This is a genomic window from Bradyrhizobium sp. cf659 (genome assembly GCF_900113725.1).
Classification (GTDB): domain Bacteria; phylum Pseudomonadota; class Alphaproteobacteria; order Rhizobiales; family Xanthobacteraceae; genus Bradyrhizobium.
In genome coordinates this window covers 105,626-123,402 of sequence record NZ_FOQJ01000006.1, presented here as the reverse complement: position 1 = coordinate 123,402, position 17,777 = coordinate 105,626, and the positions used below count along the sequence as shown (strand labels likewise).

Genomic DNA, 17,777 nt, shown 5'->3' with positions numbered 1-17,777 from the left:
GTCGGCTCGTCGCGGGCGTGAATCGTCCGCGGCGGCTTTACGAGCCGGTCGATCACGCGCCGGCGCTGCGGCCGATGCCGACTGCGCGATCGTTGGTTGCCCCGGCCGGGCTGGTGCACTGATGATCGCGGATATCGAAGGTCCGCGCCCGGCTGGCGCGTCGCATGGACGCGTGCTGCGCCCGCACCCGGTTCTCGTTCTCCTGGCGGCCGTATCGCTATCGGGCTGCGCCAATGCACCGCTGACCAGGGGCGGCTCGCTGTCGTCTTACGACGATATGGCGCCGTCCGACGGCGTGCTGGCGAAATCGCTGGTGCGCGTCAGCAAGGATGATGTGCTGGCGGCCAGGACCGTGCGGCTCATGCCGGCGGGGTTCTCGAAAGCGGCATCGCCGACGCTGTCGCAGGAGCAGCGCACTCTGGTGGCCAATGCCGTGAACCGCGCATTGTGTATCGGCCTCAGCGAACGGTTTCGAGTGGTCGGTCCGGATCAACCGGCGGACCTTACGACCCGTGTTCTGGTGACGCAGGCTGCGCCGACCAACGAGGTGGCCGCCGGCGCCTCGAAGGTGGTGTCGGTGGTGCCCGCCGCACTGGGCGTGCCGGCGCCGATACCGCGTCTGCCGATCGGGCTCGGCACGTTGTCCCTGGAAGCCGAGGCGCAAGACCGCACCGGCCGGCAGCAGGCCGCAATGATCTGGGCGCGCGGCGCCAACTCCTTCACGAATTCGCCGACCGTCTCGAGTGCCGGCGACGCCTATGACCTCGCCGGTGCGTTCGCCGGGGATTTCAGCCGGCTGCTGGTCACCGGAGAGTCGCCGTTCGGCAAGGCGCCGAGCCTGCCGTCGTTCGACGGGATCGGCTCGTCATTGGGCGGCAAGCCGAAATACGAAGCCTGCGAGGCGTTCGGCCGCGACCCAGGCGTGGTCGGGATGGTCGCGAGAGGTCTGGGCGCGCCGCCGGAGTGGTCCGACAAGGGCGCTCCGGCGACCAGCCAATGAGCGATCGATCGATCGGGGCATGATGAAGGCCATTATCAGAACGGCTGGTTTGATGACGCTTCCGCTTGTCATGTCGATGCTCGCCGGTTGTGCCGTGGGGCCGGATCATACGAGCCCGTCGATCGCGCTGCCGACGCATTGGAGCGACGACGCGGGCAAGCGGCCGCGACAGAGCCCCGTGCAGCTCGCACAATGGTGGCTGCGTCTCAAAGATCCGTTGCTGAACGAACTGATCGAGGAGGCCGTGCAGGGCAATCTGGACGTCGCAGCCGCAAAGGCGCGCATCCGCGAGGCGCGCGCATTGCAGCGCCAGTCGATCGGTGCGCTGTTTCCACAGATATCGGGATCCGGCTCGGCCACCGCGAACCGCACCGGCGCCGGCGTTGCGACCGAGGGCACCGGCGCCACCACCTACAATCAGTTCCAGTCCGGCTTCGATTCATCCTGGGAGCTCGATCTGTTCGGCGCGAACCGCCGCGCCGTGGAGAGCGCGACCTACAATGTGCAGGCGTCGGAAGACGACCTGCGCGCGACCTTGCTGACCCTGATCGGCGATGTCGCCTCCAATTACATCCAGGCCCGGGGCTATCAGGCCCGTGCGGCGCTGGCACGGCGCACGGCGGCCTCGCAGCGCGCAACGGCCGCGTTGACCCAGAAGAAGCTCGACGCGGGCTCGGCGTCCGCCGTCGACAACGCCAAGGCCGTCGCGCAGGCCGCCAGCACCGAGGCCAATGTCCCGACCCATGAGGCTTCCTACGGGGAGGCGGTACACCGGCTCGGCGTGCTGCTCGGGCGCGATCCCACGGCGCTGGTTTCGCGCATGGCGCGTGTGGTGCCGATACCGGCGCCGCGCCTGCCGTTGCCGAAGGGCATTCCGGCGGACCTGCTGACGATGCGGCCGGACGTGCGCAAGGCCGAACGGCAGCTCGCGCAATACACCGCCAAGATCGGACAGGCCGAAGCCGCCCTCTATCCCGATGTGAGCCTGAACGGATCGGTCTCGACGACTGCGCTCAAGCTCGGAGATCTCGGCAAGAATTCGACGATCGGCTGGTCGGTCGGCCCGTCGCTGAGCGTGCCGATCTTCAACGGCGGCAAGCTGCGCGCCGCCGTCGAGGTGGCGCAAGCCCAGCGCGACGAGTACCACGTCGCCTGGCGCAGCGCCGTCATGACGGCGCTGGAGGATGTCGAGAACGCCATCGTCTCGCTCGCCCAGGAGCGGATCAGGATCCGCAGCCTGTCCGAATCTGCCTCGCGCTACGGCGAGGCCGCCCGGTTGTCGCGCTCGCTCTACGAGAGCGGGTCGAGCAGCTTCCTCGACGTGCTCGACGCCGAGCGCTCGCAATTCTCCGCAGAAGACTCGTTGCTGGAGAGCCGGGCCAATCTGGCGCGGGACTACGTCGCGCTGGGCAAGGCGCTCGGCGGCGGCTGGGACGGCGCGATCGACAGCAGCAAGCCGGAGGTCGTCGACGCCGAAATGGGTCCACATCTGGCCGCGGGACAATGATGCAGACGCGCAATCGGACACGACGGCATCGATCGGAGCGATCATGAACGATGTGGTGGAAATCAAGGGGCGGGAACGTATTCCGCGGACGGACGCAACGCCGCGACCGACGAGCCATGCGCCGCAGCCGAGCGCACCGCCGCGCCAAAGATCATTTTCGCGGCGCATGCGCATCCTCGCGGCCATCCTGCTGCTGGCGTTGGTGGGCTGGGGCGCAAAGGTCGTGATGTTTCCATCGTCGAACGCAGACCTGACGACGGCGCCCGTCACGCTGGGCGACGTCGAGCAGACCGTGCTGGCGACCGGCACGCTGAAGCCGGTCAAGCTGGTGGCGCTCGGCGCGCAAGCCTCGGGCCGTCTGGTGTCGCTGAAGGTTGTGCTCGGCCAGACGGTGAAGGCGGGCGATCTGATTGCCGAGATCGATTCCCTGACCCAGCAGAACACGCTGCGGACCAACCAGGCGGCGCTTCAGAACACCCGCGCCCAGCGCGCCGAGAAGGAGGCGAGCCTGGCGCTTGCCGAAGCGAATTTCGCGCGCCAGCAGACCACGCTGGCCCAGAAGGCGTCTTCGCGCGCCGACTATGATTCCGCCGAAGCCACCGTCAAGACCACCAAGGCCCAGATCGCCCAGTTCGACGCCCAGATCATCGAGGCCGAGGTCGCGGTCGAGACCGCGCGGATCAATCTCGACTACACCCGCATCGTCGCGCCGATCGACGGTACGGTGCTCTCGATCGTGACCCAGGAAGGCCAGACCGTGAACTCGGTGCAGTCGGCACCGACCATCGTCGTGCTTGGCCGGCTCGACACCATGACGGTCCGCGCGGAGATCTCCGAGGCCGACGTGGTGCGGTGCCGGCCCGGCCAGAAAGTCTATTTCACCATCCTCGGCGATCCGGCACGCCGCTACGAGGCGCAGCTCGAATCCATCGAGCCTGCGCCGGAATCGATCAAGACCGACAGCAGCTTTACCTCGACGACCACGACGTCCTCGAGCAGCAGCTCGTCCTCGTCGTCCACCTCGTCGGCGATCTACTACAACGGCATCTTCAAGGTGCCGAACCCCGAAGGCGATCTGCGGACCTACATGACTGCGGAGGTGCATATCCTGCTCGGGGAAGCACATAATGTCCTGACCGTTCCGGTCGCCGCGCTTGGCGAGACATCCGCGGACGGCACCGCCAGGGTGAGGGTGGTCGAGCCGTCGGGCACCGTCGTCACCCGCATGGTGAAGGTCGGCCTCAGCAACAAGATCCTGACCGAGATCCGCAGCGGGCTTTCCGCCGGCGAGCGCGTCGTGATCGGCAGCAACGATGTGTCGCAGGCCAGGTCGGCGCTTCCGCCGCAGCCGGGGATGTGACATGGCCGAGCCCTTGATCGTTCTCGACGCGGTCAGCCGCGCCTATGTCTCGGGCGAATCCATCGTGGTGGCGCTCGACAGCGTCGATATCCGGATCGCCGCCGGCGAGATGGTCGCGATCGTCGGTACGTCCGGATCGGGCAAGTCGACGTTGATGAACATCCTCGGCTGCCTCGACCGTCCGACCTCCGGCCATTACCGCATCGCCGGCCGCGACGTCGGCTCGCTCGACGTGGACGAGCTCGCCGCGCTGCGGCGGGAGCATTTCGGCTTCATCTTCCAGCGCTATCATCTGCTTGCCGAGCTCACCGCGGTCGGCAATGTGGAGATGCCGGCGATCTATGCCGGCCGCAGCGCCTCCGACCGGCGGGACCGGGCATCGGACCTGCTCGGCCGTCTCGGCATGGTGAACCGGCTCCAGCACACCCCGGGGCAGCTCTCGGGCGGCCAGCAGCAGCGCGTCTCGATTGCGCGGGCTCTGATCAACGATGCCAACGTCATTCTCGCCGACGAGCCGACCGGCGCGCTCGACAGCCGCAGCGGCGAAGAGGTGTTGCGCATCCTGGACGAGATCCACGCCGAAGGCCGCACCGTGATCATCGTTACCCACGACATGGCGGTGGCCCGGCGCGCCCGGCGCATCATCGAGCTGCGCGATGGCAAGGTGTGCTCGGATCAGCCCAATCCGGGCGATCGTGCCGCCGTTGCCGCGGCTCATGCGCCGACGACGGAGGAGGCGGCGCCACCGTCGCCGTCGGGCTGGCGGGCGGCGCTGGGTCGTTTCCAGGAAACGATGCGCATGGCGCTGCTGTCCATGAATGCGCATCGGCTCAGGGCATTCCTGACCATGCTGGGCATCATCATCGGCGTGGCGTCCGTGGTTTGCGTCGTGGCGCTCGGTTCGGGTTCGCAGGAGCGGGTGCTCGCCAACATCAACAGCCTCGGCACCAACACGCTGGAGATATTTCCGGGCAAGGACTTCGGCGATACCCGTTCGGCCAAGATCAAGACGCTGGTGCTGGCGGATGCGCGTGCGCTGGGGCAGGAATCCTATGTCGCCGCGGTCACGCCGACGGTGTCCACGTCGACCACGCTGCGCTTCGCCGCGACCGAGGCCAGCGCACAGGTCAGCGGCGTCGGCGAATATTACTTTCAGGTGAAGGGCACGCAGCTGGCCGAGGGGAGCTTCTTCGACGCGGACAGCGTGCGCAGCTATGCCCAGGACGCGGTGATCGACGACAACGCGCGGAAAGCGTTGTTTCCCGATCGCACCGCGAGCCCGGTCGGGAGGGTCATTCTCGTCGGAAAGGTGCCGTGCCGCATCGTCGGCGTCACCCGCCAGCAGCAGAGCGGATTTGGATCCAGCGCCAATCCCACGGTCTATCTGCCCTACACCACGGTGCAGGCGCGCTTCCTCGGCGATCCGTCCTTGCGCAGCATCAGCATCCGGATCAATGACACGATGTCGACAGGTGTCGCCGAGCAGGCGGTCACGCGCCTCCTGACGGAGCGTCATCGGACCAAGGATTTCTTCATTCTCAATACCGACGAGATCCGCCGGACCATCCAGAGCACCGCCCAGATCCTGACGCTGCTGGTCGCCGCCATCGCCGTGATATCGCTGATCGTCGGCGGCATCGGCGTGATGAACATCATGCTGGTGTCCGTCTCCGAGCGCATCGCCGAGATCGGCGTGCGCATGGCGGTCGGCGCGCGTCAGTCCGACATCCTCCAGCAATTCCTGATCGAGGCGGTGCTGGTCTGCTTGATCGGTGGCGCGCTCGGGATCGGCTTTGCGCTGGGCTTCGGCGCCATCTTCAACGCCTTCGACGTTGGCTTCAGGCTGATCTACTCGACGACGGCGATTGTCATCGCAGTCGCGTTCTCGACCGTGATAGGCGTGGCATTCGGTTACATGCCGGCACGCAACGCGTCGCGGCTCGATCCCGTGGCGGCGTTGTCGCGCGAGTAGCCCGTAGGATGCGGAAAGATTCTCGCCGGCGTCCTGACGGCAGACGACCTCGGGTGCGCGAGCCAACCGGAGAATATGTTCGCGTCCAGCCTATGATCCATTGATCTGCGACGATCGTATTCTGGCTACTTGGGAAAAACTAAGAAAAATCAATTGTTTGAGCGTGTCTCTCGCTCGGCGAATCCCAGGCTCGAGGCCGGTCGCGGCCACCATATCCGGTGATCCGTCGCCGATCGTTCCGCCACACATCCCCACCTGCCTGCGGCGCGCGCGGGAGCCCAGCGTTTCCGTCAACCCTGATCTCGACGACATCGGGACGTGGATCGGTATACTGCCACCATGCACCGGAACAAGGATCAGACGATGGACGATACGATTGGCTTCCCCGACCCCGGCCTCGACCTGTCCGACGGTTTCAAGCCGCACACCTCGCATTGGGGCGTGTTCTCGGCTCGAAACAGTGCAGCGGGCCTTGAGGTCAGGGCCTATGCGGGCGATCCTGATCCGAACGGCATCATCGACAATTTCCCCGGCGCGCTGCGGCACCAGGCACGCACCGCCCAGCCGGCGATTCGCCGCGGCTGGCTCGAACGAGGTCCCGGTCCGGACGATCGCCGTGGCCGCGACGAATTCGTCTCCGTGAGCTGGGAGAAGGCGCTCGACCTCCTCGGCGACGAGCTCGGCCGCATCCGCGACACGCGCGGGCCCGGCGCCGTGTTCGGCGGCTCCTACGGCTGGTCGAGCGCGGGCCGCTTTCACCACGCGCAGAGCCAGGTGCATCGCTTCCTCAACATCGCGATGGGCGGCTATGTGCGCTCCGTGAACACCTATTCCTCGGGCGCGTCCTCGGTGCTGCTGCCGCAGATCATGGCGGGCTACGAGGACATCACCAAGCGCAACGTCACCTGGGAGCAGATTGCTGATAACACCGAGATCGTGCTGGCGTTCGGCGGCATGGCGCTGAAGAACTCCATGGTGGCCGGCGGCTCGATCAGCAAGCATGTCGAGCGCGGGGCCATGGAAACGGCGCGCCGGCGCGGCTGCGAGTTCATCCTGGTCAGCCCGTTGCGGGAAGACCTGCCGGTCGAGGCCGGTGCCGAATGGATGACCTGCGTGCCCAGCACCGACACCGCGCTGATGCTCGGCATCGTCCACACGCTGGTCGCAGAGAACCTGCACGATCAGGCCTTCCTCGATCGCTACACCGAGGGCTGGCCCGTCTTCCTGCGTTATCTCACCGGGGAGAGCGATGGACAGCCGAAGAGCCCCGAGTGGGCCGCTGCGATCTCCGGCGTCGGCGCGGACACGATCCGCACGCTCGCGCGCCGGCTTGCCGGAAAGCGCGCGCTCATCACCGTCTCGCATTCGCTGCAGCGCGCCGAGCATGGCGAGCAGCCGGTGTGGATGGGCATGGTGCTGGCGGCAGCCCTCGGCCAGATCGGCCTGCCCGGCGGCGGCTATGCCTATTCATTGGGGGCGATCGGCTATTATGGTCGCCGCGTCAACGACGTGCCGGGGCCGACGCTCGGGCAGGGTCGCAACGGCGTCCGCGATTTCATCCCGGTCGCGCGTATCGCCGACATGCTGCTCAATCCCGGAACCACCTATCGCTACAATGGCGAGACGCGCACCTATCCGGACATCCGCCTCGTCTACTGGGCCGGCGGCAATCCCTTCCATCACCATCAGGACATCAACCGCCTGCGCAAGGCCTTTGCGCAACTCGACACGCTGGTCGTGCACGAGCTGGCCTGGACCGCCACCGCGCGGCACGCCGACATCGTGCTGCCATCGACCATGACGCTGGAACGTGAGGACATCGGCTATTCCACCAACGATTCCCTCATGGTCGCGATGCACCGGATCGCCGAGCCGTTTGGCCTCGCGCGCGACGACTACGAGATCTTTGCCGATCTTGCCGAACGTCTCGGCGCGCGCGAGCCCTTCACCGAGGGACGCACGTCGCGGCAATGGCTGGAGCATCTCTACGAGCCGACCCGCGCCTCGCTCGAAGCGCGCGGCCTCGAGGCTCCAGGCTTCGACGAATTCTGGCAGCGCGGCAGCCTGGTCGTGCCGCAACAGCCCGACGACGGCGGCCGGTTGCGCCGCTTCCGCGAAGATCCGGTCACTCACGCCCTGCCGACGCCGAGCGGCCGCATCGAGATTTTCTCTGCGAAGATTGCCGGCCATGGCGATGCGGATTGTCCGGGACATCCGGTCTGGCTGGAGAAGACCGACATGCCCAAGCGAGGGGCGCCGTGCTTCCTAGTCGCCAACCAGCCGGTGACGCGCCTGCACAGCCAGCTCGACTTCGGCGGACATTCGCTTCAAAGCAAACATCGGGGACGCGAGGTCGCGCGCATGAATCCGCGCGATGCCGACGCGCGCGGTATCAAGGACGGCGACATCATCCGCCTGTTCAACCAGCGCGGCGCCTGCCTCGCCGCGGTCCACGTCACCGACGGCATCGCGCCCGGCGTGGTGCAGCTCCCGACCGGCGCCTGGTACGACCCGATGGACCCCGAGGACGAGGCGCCGCTCTGCGTCCACGGCAATCCGAACGTGCTCACCCGCGACATCGGCACCTCGTCCTTCGCGCAGGGCTGCACGGGGCAGCTGACGACGGTGGAGGTGGAGAAATTCACCGGCAATCTGCCGCCGATACGGGCGTTCGATCCGGTGTAGCGGATAGTTCGCGCATTCTGCCGCCTTCGCGCATTCTGCTGTCATTGCGAGCGCAGCGAAGCAATCCAGCGTCTCTCTGCGGTGGCAGCCTGGATTGCTTCGCTGCGCTCGCAATGACGATGTCGAGACAGCGGAGCATTATTCCATCCCCGTCACCCTGAGGTGCTCGCCTCTTCGGCGAGCCTCGAAGGGCGACGGCCCGGCTGTATCCCGGCCGTGCATCCTTCGAGGCTCCCCATGGGACGCGTTGCGTCCCATGGCTCGCACCTCCAGCGACAACGGCTTCGCCGTTGCGCGGGGATGACGGAGTTGGTGTGCTTTTGCACCTGAGCGCACCCGTGCGAATTCGAAATCGGCCCGCGCATGACGAAAGAAAGCTCCCGCGCCGTGCTGCTAAAGGTTCGTGACTCCAGGCTAGGATCAACGAACATGACCAAGGCAGACCTCCAAAGCCCGACCGATCTCGGCGCCAACGCGAACCGGGACATTCCCGCCGCGCTGCGTGCCCTGCTCGCCGACGTCTTCGCGCTCTATCTGAAGACCAAGAACTTCCACTGGCACATGTCGGGCAGCCATTTTCGCGACTATCACCTGCTGCTGGACGAGCAGGCCGACCAGATCTTCGCCATGACCGACGACATCGCCGAGCGCGCGCGCAAGATCGGCGGCACGACGCTGCGCTCGATCGGCCACATCGCGCGCGAGCAGCGCATCCTCGACAACGACGCGGACTATGTCGACCCCCCGGACATGCTGGCGGAATTGCGCAGCGACAACCAGCAGCTGACGCGGGAGATGCGGCGCGTGCACGAGCTCTGCGACGAATATGGCGATGTCGCAACCGCAAGCCTGATCGAGAACTGGATCGATGAGGCCGAGCGCCGGGTCTGGTTCCTGTACGAGTCCGGCCGCACCGGTCCGCATGCGTGATGCCGCGCGCCGCGGTGGCGGTTGCAGCGATACAAAGAAAAGGGGCCGTCCTGTGGGGGAGCAGGGACGGCCCCGAGTGGCTCGTAGGCCCGGGAGGAGGGCGCGAGCCGGCGCAAGTGGAGGGGCACTTGCGTTCGAAACGTTGCAGACCAAACCGGACGCGTATTCCGCAATTCCAGTGTCGCCTGGCGTGTCGATAAGGACCCCTACGCGGCCGCGCTGGCCATCCAATCCCTGTCCGCGGCAGGACGGCGCCGCGGCAGCGCTTCGACGGCGAGAGGCTCGGCCTTGCTGGCAAGGCGCCAGCGTGCCGGAGACTGGCCGCTGATGCGCTTGAAGACGGTCGAAAAATGCGCCTGTGTGCTGAAACCGACGGCAAGCGCGATCTCGGCCAATGGCCGCCCGGTCGTCGCGAGCAGCGTCTTCGCGTGCTCGATCCGGTGATTGAGCAGATATTCGCGCGGACGGTAGCCGGTCGCGGCGCGGAATTGTGCTGCAAAGTGCATTCTGGACAGGCCGGCGACATTGGCGAGTTCGGACAGGCTGATGCAGCGGTCGAAATTGTCCGCGATGTATTGCTCGACGCGCCGCAGCCGCCATTTCGGCAAGGCATTGACCCTGGCGCGCGGCGGCTCCAGCCGGGCGAGGTGCATCGCAAGGGTCCGGCCGATGCAGCGTGCGAACTGCTGGTCAGCGGCATCGCCATGCTCGGTCAACGCCTTGGCGAGCTCGGCGGCGAGCGGGTCGCGCAGCAGGACGAGGTCGCCAAGTCCTTCAGCGGCAGGTAATTGCGCCGGGAAATGGTCAGCGGAGATGTGGAAGTGCAGGAAGGCGCAAGGCGCCTCGAATTGTGCGGCGAGAGGCTTCGACGGCGCGCTGACATAGAGTGTCCCTGCGGGCATGGTGCCGTCGAAGATGACCTGGCGGTCACGGGTCAACTTCGCGCGCGTGGTCTTCAGGGCAATGCCGACGAAGTAGCGATCCTCCGGCGTCGTCGCGTCGTGCGACGAGCTGTCTCTGAAATCCTCCCATCGCGAAATCGTGATGTCCTCGATCGCCGCCTCCGGGCTGCGGTCGATCCGGCGCCATCCGCGTTCCCTGGGGATCGCCTGTGCCGCCTGGCGGACCTGGTAATCGCGTGGGGCGGCCTGAAGATCAATCCAGGCAGGCGCCGCCTGCAAGTCGGTAAGCATCGCTCATCCTCTCTTGGCATCACGGCCGCTTGCGGCGACCGGCAAACTCTCAAGCCCAAAGCTTTCAACAAGGCTTTCAAGAAGGTTTTCGATGCTGGCAGGATAGGCATGAGCCGGACAAGAAGCCCGTTAGTGATGATTAGGATGTGTTAGATTTTGTGTGCCGGCCCATGGTGTGACAGCCCGTCGCAGGGAGTCCAACTTTGTCAGGCTTTTCAATTCTTTGCGCCGATTGGCGCGGTGCGAGGGTAGGCGGGACACGACGCGGCGATCGGCACACCGGTGTGAGGTTCGCGCTCTGCCTTCACTGGACCTTGCATCGGTGCTGGATGTGGTCGCCGCGCCGTTGGCCGAGCCGGCCTCAAGCTTCGACCATGACGTCGAGAACCGCGTCGGCGACGCCTGCTTTCGTCTTCAGCCCTTGTGTCCGTCCAGCCGCGCAAGAAAGTCCCGTACGAGCGACGCGATCTCGTCGGTCGCCTCGTCCAGCGCGAAGTGACCGGCTTGGAGGACGTGAACCTCCGCCTGAGGCACGTCATCGCGATAGGCGGTGGCGCCGGCGACGGTGAAAGACGGATCGTATTTGCCCCAGACCACCAGCGTCGGCGGCCGCGTCTTGCGCAGCCAATCCTGCCATTTGGGATAGGACGCAACGTTGGTCCGGTAATCCAGGAACAGGATGGTCTGGATCTCGGCCTGGCCCGGGCGCGTCAGAAATGCGTATTCGTCGATCCAGGTATCAGGGTCGTAGCGTTCGGGACGCGGGCTGGAGCCGAGGTGTCGCTGGCGTGTCGCCTCCAAAGAGGTGAAGTTGGCCTTGAGCGCCTCGAGCTCGTGTGCCGGATCCGCCCAGTATCTGCGACGCGCTTCCCAGAGCGGGCTCAAGCCCTGCTCGTGCGAAACCGTGTTCTGGATGATGATGGCGCTGACACGTTCGGGATGCGCCAGCGCCATGCGGAAGCCGACGGGGCCGCCGTAATCCTGCATGAACAGCACGTAGTTGCTCAGGCCGAGCTTCGCCGTGAGCTCGCCGATCACGCCGGCGATATTGTCGAACGTATAGGTGAAGTCGGACGGCGGCGGCGCGCTGCTGTTGCCGAAGCCGGGATAGTCCGGTGCGATCAGGTGATATTTGTCGGCAAGCAGCGGCAGCAGAGGCTCCCACATCCGCGAGGAGGAGGGGAAGCCGTGCAACAGCAGCACGGTCGGCGCGTCGATCGGCCCGGCCTCGCGGTAGAAGATCTTGAGGCCCTGGATCTCCACGGTGTGATAGCTGATCGAGCGCCGGCTCGACCGCAACTCTTGCGCCGAGGCCTGGACGCTCGCGCAGGCAAGGGCAGCAGAGAGGGCGAGGGTGGTTGAAATGCTCATGTCGTCGTTCCGATGTCAGGCCGCTGCGCAAGTAAGTCCATGATCGTGTCCTCTCCGAGGAATATCGCGGCGGCGTCGAGAGGCGCCGTCGCGGGCGCCTCCCGGGACCGCATCCGGAACTTACGAAGCCTTCGCCATCGGCCTGCCCTTGAGGGCGGCGAGCAGCGTCTCCGCGGCCGGGCCCGACGAATGCGGATTCTGTCCCGTGATCAGCTGGCCGGCGCTGACGACGTGCGCGCCCCAGTTCGCCGTCTTCGAGAAGACGGCACCGAGCTTCAGCATCTCGTCCTCGACGAGGAAGGGAACGACCTTGGTCAGGCCCACATCCTCTTCTTCGCCGTTGGTAAAGCCGGTCACTTCCTTGCCCTGGACCAGCGGCTTGCCATCGGGCGTCTTGACGTGGCGCAGCGCTCCGGTCGAATGACAGACGACGGCGATGGTCTTGCCGGCGGCGAGGAAGGACTCGATCAGCTTGATCGAGTTCCTGTCTTCGGCGAGGTCCCACATCGGGCCATGGCCGCCCGGATAGAACAGCGTGTCGAAATCCTCCTGCCGGACGCTGTCGAGGCGGACGGTCTTGTCGAGCTGGGCCTCCGCTGCCGCATCGTTCTCGAAACGGACCGTGAGCTCGGTGCGGAACTCGGGCTCGTTGCTCTTGGGGTCGAGCGGCGGGCGGCCGCCCTTGGGCGAAGCGAGCGTGATCTCCGCGCCGGAATCCTTGAAGACGTAGTAGGGGGCTGCAAGCTCTTCGAGCCAGAAGCCGGTCTTGCGTCCGGTGTTGCCGAGCTGGTCGTGGGAGGTGATGACCATCAATACTTTCATGACACGGATTCCCTTGATTGCGTTTGCTCAATGACGCGCTCCCTCCTGGTGGAGCACATCGGTGCAAGTCTTCGCCGAGCTGCTGCGTTCGTTCGCCGCTCGCAAACGTAATCTGCACCCAAGTTGCGCCGTTGGCTCGTTATGTGGTGTTAGACGTTGCGAGGGCCGCGCGTCGCCGCCGCTACTCGAACACGGCGTCGAAGATCTCGACGTCCATCAGCACGGGCTTGGTGATCACGGTTCCATCAGCCTGTAGCGCCTGCACACGCCGAAGCGTCGGCACCACGATGCCGCCGAAACTGTCATGGGCCCAGGAATAATGTGCGACCTTCATCCCGAAGAGATCGTGATCCGTCCGCCGTTGCAAAGCGCTCTGGTCGAAATAGAAGATCTGCTCGGGCGCGAGCGTGATCAGGTGCGCGGGGAATTGCGCCCGCAGCCGCCGCCAGGTTTCAGTGCCTTCGGACGAGGGCGACAGCTCCTCCAACACGACATCGGGATGAGCGAGCAGGAACGGGATCGTCAGATAGTTCCAGATCGCGACGCCGCAGAAGAAAACCAGATGCAGTTCGTCCGCAAGCGCGGGGGCACTGGCCTCGGGAAACGCAAGGCTGGGATTGCGCCAGGTTCGCAGCACCTCGCCATCCAGGCTCTCGATCGTGATCGCGTCGGGTTGAAAGGAGCCTGAGTGTTCTCCCCCGGTGATGCCGGTGAAGCGGACGGATTGCGTCCGGGTCGAACCTTCCGCGGTCACATCCTTGAATTCCTTGGCATGTCCTGCACTGGAGAACAGCGTTCCGCCGACGGAGAGGTGGAGTGTGAAGCGGTTCAAGCCGTTCCAGCGGTCCAAACCGCCGCCGGCATCGATTACATCGTCGAGAAGAGCCATGTCCCGCCATATCCACCGTGAAACGTCACCACCATGGCGGGGCGCATGCGGCTTGGCATGTTAGAAGTTGTTAGGACTTGCGAGCGGGCAGTATGGCAGTATCTCGTTGAAGATACTCTCAATTTAGCGCGCCCAGGAGCTCCTTGGCAGCGACGAGATCACGGGTTTGAAGGCCCTCCTGGTATCGCACGACGAGCGGCGCGAGCAGATCGCGTGCCTCGCCAGCCTTTCCGGCATGACGCCAGACGCGGCCGAGGCTGATCGCCCCCCGCAGCTCCCAGCCGAGCGCGCATTGCCGGCGCGATAGACCGAGCGATTTCCGGAAGTAATTCTCGGCCTCCGCTGCATTGCCCGATCGGGCGAGGATGTCGCCCTTGACCCTGAGCATCTCCGGCATGTCGAAGGATTCGCCGTGATCGGGGATCTGTGCGATCGCCTCGTCGATCATGCGCAAGGCCTCGTCGGGCTGGTCTTGGGAGGCAAGACCCTCCGCCAGCGCGGTTGCAAACACCGTCGTCATGATCCGGTGCCGCGTCGCGTACAGCGTGGCCTGGCTGCGGCGAAGGTGCTCGATCCCGCCAGCAATGTCGCCGCGGCGCAGCAGCAGCTCGCCCTTCTGGCCGATGCCGACCGCATGATAGGGGCCGAGAAAGTGCCGCTCGGCATGGTTGATCAGCCGCTCGATCATGATTTCGGCATTGGCCCAGTCGCCGACCCAGAGAAAGACGTAGATCGTCCAGATCAGGGAAATGCCGAGCGTGAGCGGCTGCTCGAGCAGCTCGGCCTCACGCACTGTGTATCTCGCCGCCTCGATGGCACGATCGGGCCGGCCGGTGAGCCAGAGCCCACGCGCCAGCGCCACCAGCGCAACGATGCGGTCGTCATAACCGAGATGGCCGATGTTCAGCCGCTGCGAGCCGGGATTGTGCACCATCGCGCTCTCGCAGAACTGCACGGCCTTGTCCTGGTTGCCGATCAGGTGATGCGCAACGCCGAGCATCCATTCCACGTTCAAGGTGGCGGCTGGATCATTCAGCTTCCGTGCGACGCCTTCGCCTTGCTCGCCGGTTCCGAGCGCGCCGTGAAAATCTCCGACCCTGGTCAGGTAGATGTGCAAGCCGCGCAGCAGCCAGAGCTGCCAGTGCAGGTCCTCGAGCTCTCTGGCAAGCTGGAGGCTGCGCGTGAACGCAGAGCGGACAGCCTCCGTATTGCCCTGCGTGAACATCACGGAGACGCCGAGCGCGGCCTGCAACGTCATCTCCTGGCGGCTGTCCATCGCGCCCGTAGCGAGAGACACCAGCGCCTGCTGTGTCCAGCGGTAGCATTCCGTCAGCAATGTCAGCTCGAGGAAGAACTGGGCCGCCGAGGCTGCCAGATCCACGCCGATCGTCCGGTCGCCGCCCTCCGAGAAGCTCCAGGTCAGCGCGGCCCTCACATTGGGCAGGTGGTCGGCATAGGGAAGGAAGCCGCCCGCGCTCTGCAGGCCCGTGGACTTAAGTGCAATGTCGCGCAGGAAATCGCGGAAATATTCGGCATGGGCGCGCGCGACGCGGGCCGCTTCCCCGTTCTCGACCAGCTTGCTGCCGACGAAGGCGCGGGTGGTGTCGAGCAGACGATAGCGCAGCCGCCGCTCCGCGGGCGAGGTCGCGATCAGGGACTTGGCGAGCAGGTTCGAGATGGCTTCGACGGCCTCGGATTCGCCGATGCCCTGGCAGGACGCGACGGCAAGCGCGGCTTCCACGGTGAAGGGCCCGACGAATACCGACAATCCGCGCAGCGTTGCGCTTTCGGCTGCCGGCAGCAAATCGTAGCTCCAGGCGAGTGCCGCGCTCAGGGTCTGGTGCCGCGGGATTGCGCTGCGCCGTCCCCGCCACAGCAGCGAGAAGCGGCTGTCCAGCAGCGAGGCGGTCCCGGCAATGCCATAGGCGTTCACACGTCCGGCCGCGAGCTCGATCGCGAGCGCGATGCCGTCCAGCCGCCGGCAGATCTCGGCGACGAGCGGCGCATCCTCCTCGCTGAGCTCGAATTCGCTCAGGCTCTCGGCAATGCGTTCCACGAAGAGTTGGCTTGCGGGATAGGCAAGGATGTCGGCGATGCCGAGCCCGTCGCGCTCAGGCGGGCAATCCAGTGGAAACAGCCGATGGACGCGCTCACCTTCGCTGCGAAAGGATTCGCGGCTGGTGGCGAGAATATGCAGCTCCGGCGCCTGCTGGACGAGGCGTTCGGCCACCGGCGCGAGCTCGTCGAGGATGTGCTCGCAACTGTCGAACACCAGCAGCGTCCGCCGGCTGCGCAGGAACGCCAGCAGGCCCGGCATCGGGTCGTCGGAATTGACGGTCAGGCCCAGGGTGGCCGCAATCGTTCCGGGAACGAGCCGGGCATCCGTCAGCGCTCCGAAATCGACGAAGCTCACTTGGCCGTCGAAGGCCGTGAGCTCGCGATGCGCGACGGCGAGTGCGACCGAGGTCTTGCCGATCCCGCCGGGGCCGACGATTGTGACGAAGCGATGCAGGGCAAGCTCGGCCAAAATCTTCTCGACGGCCTCGTCCCGCCCGATCATCCTCGCAAGCGGTGAGGGCAGCGCGTGGGGCGACGCGACAGGCGGGCTGGTCCGGCTCTCCGAAGGTGTAGGGCGAAGCAGCGGGGCCGCAAAGCAATAGCCACGTCCCGGGACGTTGATGACGTAGCGGGCACCTTCGCCGGTTTCGCCCAGGACCTTGCGCAGGGTCGTGATGTGGAAGCGCAGGCTGCCTTCGTCGACCGTCACGCCGGCCCAGACCCGCTTGATCAACTCCCTCTTGTCAACGACCTCGCCGGCGCGCTCGGCGAGAAATATGAGGATGTCGAGCGCGCGGCCGCCGAGGTGAAGCGGGGCGCCGTCCTTCTCCAGCAGCCGCGACTTTGCAAGCAGCCGGAATGGACCGAAGGCAATGGCCGAATCCTGGTCGTTAGTGTCCGGCACGGGCCAATGATTCCAGTGAAAGGGCTGGCGTCTGCGCTTTGATTGACCAGAGCGAGGTTATCAGTAAACGGGCCGAAAGTGGCGAAATCGCGTGGCGATCGCCGACCGCAGGTGGTGTATCCGCCGCGAATTTTGCTTAAACACGAGCGGTTTACGACGCGACCGCGACAATTCGTCAGCAGGCTTGACCGTCGCGACGAGATCCTCCGCTGCCAGGATGTGATGCCGCCGATCATAACAGAATCTTGCAACGTCTAACGGGCAAATCGCGCGCGAAGCATCCAGTATGGCCTTCAGTCAGGTCCCATTCCAACGGGGAGGCTATCATGTCCGCTATCGGCTCTATGTCGAACGGCAGCGCCGTTCGATCTCAATTCGTCGCCAGCCTTGACGATCAGTCGCGTGATTGGGAACTCGTGCTGCGGGAGTCCCATCATCGCATGAAGAACACGCTGACGCTGCTGGGTGCATCAGTCCGTCGCGACTTCACGCGGGCCGGCACCAGGGACGTGTCGCTTGCGGTGGATCGGTTCGAGCGGCGCATCGTTGCCTTCGGCAGGCTCTATCAGCTTCTGTCCGACAACGACGATCAATCCGCCGTCGCCGTCGGGGCTTTCTTCGAAAATCTCTGCGGAGCGCTCTCCGAGGCGGTGCTGGAGCCGGCGGGCGTCCGCTGCGAGGCCGCGATCGAGAGCGGGGCGTTGCCGGCATCGCAATGTCATCGGCTCGCGCTGATGCTGACGGAGCTGGTCACGAACGCGGCAAAGCACGCCTTCCCGAACAAGAATGGTGCGCTGATCCGGATTGACCTCGCCAACCGCGACGGCGCATGGTTCTGCACGGTGGCCGATAACGGGGTCGGCGCCACAGCCCCGCTTGAGGGCACCGGTAGCCGCATTCTCGAAGGGCTCGCACGCAGTATCCGCGCGCGGCTGCATGGCGAGGCGGGAGAGGGCGGCACGCGGGTGACCATCGTGATCCCGGCTGCTTGAAGTTCGACTGTGTCCGGAACCGCTAACGAGCCCAAGCATTCGATAACGAGCGACATTCGCCGGTCTGCGCAAAGTTGAGCCTGCAAAGCAAAGT

At 65.7% G+C, this 17,777-nt stretch carries 12 protein-coding genes; 7 read left to right on the top strand and 5 right to left on the bottom strand.

Annotated elements, in window-relative coordinates; genetic code table 11:
• The first annotated feature begins 121 nt into the window (after positions 1-121).
• The 6 genes from BM118_RS24715 (at position 122) to BM118_RS24690 (ending at position 9,454) form a co-directional block, all read left to right on the top strand.
• On the top strand, positions 122-1,000 hold the full coding sequence (locus BM118_RS24715) for a DUF3313 domain-containing protein (RefSeq protein ID WP_092188161.1): 879 nt from the start codon (positions 122-124) through the stop codon (positions 998-1,000).
• Positions 1,001-1,052: 52 nt separating this feature from the next.
• Positions 1,053-2,507, top strand: a complete 1,455-nt coding sequence (locus tag BM118_RS24710; protein WP_441299764.1) for an efflux transporter outer membrane subunit — start codon at positions 1,053-1,055, stop codon at positions 2,505-2,507.
• A gap of 166 nt (positions 2,508-2,673) precedes the next feature.
• The gene (locus tag BM118_RS24705) at positions 2,674-3,867 is read left to right on the top strand and encodes an efflux RND transporter periplasmic adaptor subunit (protein ID WP_244550229.1); all 1,194 of its coding nucleotides are present in this window, start codon (positions 2,674-2,676) and stop codon (positions 3,865-3,867) included.
• Position 3,868: 1 nt separating this feature from the next.
• Positions 3,869-5,839: a MacB family efflux pump subunit gene (locus tag BM118_RS24700; RefSeq protein ID WP_092188157.1), complete on the top strand. Its 1,971-nt coding sequence runs from the start codon at positions 3,869-3,871 to the stop codon at positions 5,837-5,839.
• A 363-nt stretch (positions 5,840-6,202) separates the two neighbouring features.
• A complete protein-coding gene (locus BM118_RS24695; RefSeq protein ID WP_177234654.1) occupies positions 6,203-8,524 on the top strand; it encodes a molybdopterin guanine dinucleotide-containing S/N-oxide reductase in 2,322 nt (773 codons plus the stop codon).
• A 429-nt stretch (positions 8,525-8,953) separates the two neighbouring features.
• Positions 8,954-9,454: a Dps family protein gene (locus BM118_RS24690; RefSeq protein WP_092188153.1), complete on the top strand. Its 501-nt coding sequence runs from the start codon at positions 8,954-8,956 to the stop codon at positions 9,452-9,454.
• A 206-nt stretch (positions 9,455-9,660) separates the two neighbouring features.
• Here the strand turns inward: BM118_RS24690 and BM118_RS24685 are convergent, their stop codons facing one another.
• The 5 genes from BM118_RS24685 to BM118_RS24665 form a co-directional block, all read right to left on the bottom strand.
• Complete coding sequence (locus BM118_RS24685) at positions 9,661-10,647, bottom strand: helix-turn-helix domain-containing protein (protein WP_092188151.1); 987 nt, start codon at positions 10,645-10,647, stop codon at positions 9,661-9,663.
• A gap of 414 nt (positions 10,648-11,061) precedes the next feature.
• Positions 11,062-12,018 (bottom strand): alpha/beta fold hydrolase, encoded by a 957-nt coding sequence (locus BM118_RS24680; protein ID WP_092188149.1) that lies wholly within the window; start codon positions 12,016-12,018, stop codon positions 11,062-11,064.
• Between the two features lie 120 nt (positions 12,019-12,138).
• Positions 12,139-12,840 carry a type 1 glutamine amidotransferase domain-containing protein gene (locus BM118_RS24675; protein ID WP_092188147.1) on the bottom strand — a complete coding sequence of 234 codons (702 nt, stop codon included), beginning with the start codon at positions 12,838-12,840 and terminating at the stop codon, positions 12,139-12,141.
• A 181-nt stretch (positions 12,841-13,021) separates the two neighbouring features.
• On the bottom strand, positions 13,022-13,729 hold the full coding sequence (locus BM118_RS24670; RefSeq protein WP_092188145.1) for a hypothetical protein: 708 nt from the start codon (positions 13,727-13,729) through the stop codon (positions 13,022-13,024).
• Between the two features lie 118 nt (positions 13,730-13,847).
• Complete coding sequence (locus BM118_RS24665) at positions 13,848-16,691, bottom strand: ATP-binding protein (protein ID WP_092188143.1); 2,844 nt, start codon at positions 16,689-16,691, stop codon at positions 13,848-13,850.
• A gap of 326 nt (positions 16,692-17,017) precedes the next feature.
• Here BM118_RS24665 and BM118_RS24660 point away from each other — a divergent pair, with 326 nt between their 5' ends.
• A complete protein-coding gene (locus BM118_RS24660; RefSeq protein ID WP_092188141.1) occupies positions 17,018-17,683 on the top strand; it encodes a sensor histidine kinase in 666 nt (221 codons plus the stop codon).
• The last annotated feature ends 94 nt before the right edge of the window (positions 17,684-17,777 follow it).